The sequence below is a fragment of the Oleiphilus sp. HI0125 genome (assembly GCF_001635355.1).
Genome location: NZ_LWGF01001326.1, coordinates 1 through 1,141 on the forward strand (window position 1 = coordinate 1; position 1,141 = coordinate 1,141).

Genomic DNA, 1,141 nt, shown 5'->3' on the forward strand with positions numbered 1-1,141 from the left:
CATGTTTGACTGAGGTCGTGGCAGAGAACCATGCAGCCCAACAATAATACGCTTCACTAATCAAAAGATAATAGCAGCTAAATCAGACTGCTCAAAGGGAAGCTGACTAACGAACAGCCTCTAAAAAGAGTGCCTCGCATATTCTTGAATTCTTCTGGATTATTTCAACAACTTATACGCACGTTCTTTTTGTGCTATTTCGCCTGTTTAAACGATATCTAAAGCATTAATATCGATTAAATTGAAAATCGCGATCACCCCCCCAAAACCAAGTATCTGCGGCTCTCAGAATCATCTTCATCACACGTAGAGAGGATCAAACGATCTCTCTCCAACGCATGATTTAATTGCAGGACTGGCGAGTCTACGTGCTTGGTATGTTGCACAGAAAAATCTTGCTCATACTCTAGCGATTGGAGATGAAGCGACGCCCCCTTCTCCAGCAATGGCAAATTTTTAAAGTGCGTATCGTTATGCGCTTGGATGAGAAATATTTGTTTGCCTGTTTCTTCATCCACATGCACAGTCATCGCAGGGCTAAAGGCGAGTGCTTGCCCACTGGGTGTATTCAGTACAAACAAAGACTCGCCGATGGATGGTATTTTGAGCTGTGCGACGGGGTAAAAATCTGCCCACGGCCACGGTTTATAATTGCGTCCGTCACGCTCTGTTTTAAGCCAAGCGTTTTCGATCAACCACTGCCCTGTTAGCGCTTTCACATGAATCCATGCGCCTTGCATAACGAATAGCGAACCTAACGCCAAACCAATTGTTAAGACCCATGGCGCTAGTTTATTAAGCTGTTTCATAGCGTACTCCCTTCTTACTTAAACCAAGTAAGTTAAAAGCTAGCAAAGGCAAAACGGTAAGCCCTACGATCAGAAAACCGATGGTAAGTAACCAAGTTGTTCCGTTGCCCGTCTGAGCAAGATACAACTTCGCGCCATCGGGATTTTTACTTTGCCAGCCTTTAGGAAGATTTGACTTCAGTTTCTGTCGCAACAGTGCTTCTTGCGTGCGCTCGGGAGTAACATCTACCGCGACTAAACTGGTATAGCGACTGAGCTGATGATGTTGCAGCGCTAAGTCTGTTGCACTTTGTTGATAACGTGCTTTGACGCCTTCGCTTGTGCGATTTGCT

General features: G+C 45.0%; 2 protein-coding genes. Both read right to left on the reverse strand.

All coding sequences use genetic code 11. The features are described 5' to 3' along the window. Nucleotides 1-254: 254 nt before the first annotated feature. Nucleotides 255-809 carry a sortase domain-bontaining protein gene (locus A3762_RS22840; RefSeq protein ID WP_068756468.1) on the reverse strand — a complete coding sequence of 185 codons (555 nt, stop codon included), beginning with the start codon at nucleotides 807-809 and terminating at the stop codon, nucleotides 255-257. Further along, on the reverse strand, nucleotides 796-1,141 hold a 346-nt coding region (locus A3762_RS27965; protein ID WP_068757791.1), incomplete at its 5' end, for a hypothetical protein. The genes A3762_RS27965 and A3762_RS22840, both read right to left, overlap by 14 nt.

Coding starts and splice junctions, on each gene's coding strand:
- A3762_RS22840 (WP_068756468.1), bottom strand. CDS start 809: ATGAAACAGCTTAATAAACTAGCGCCATGGGTCTTAACAATTGGTTTG.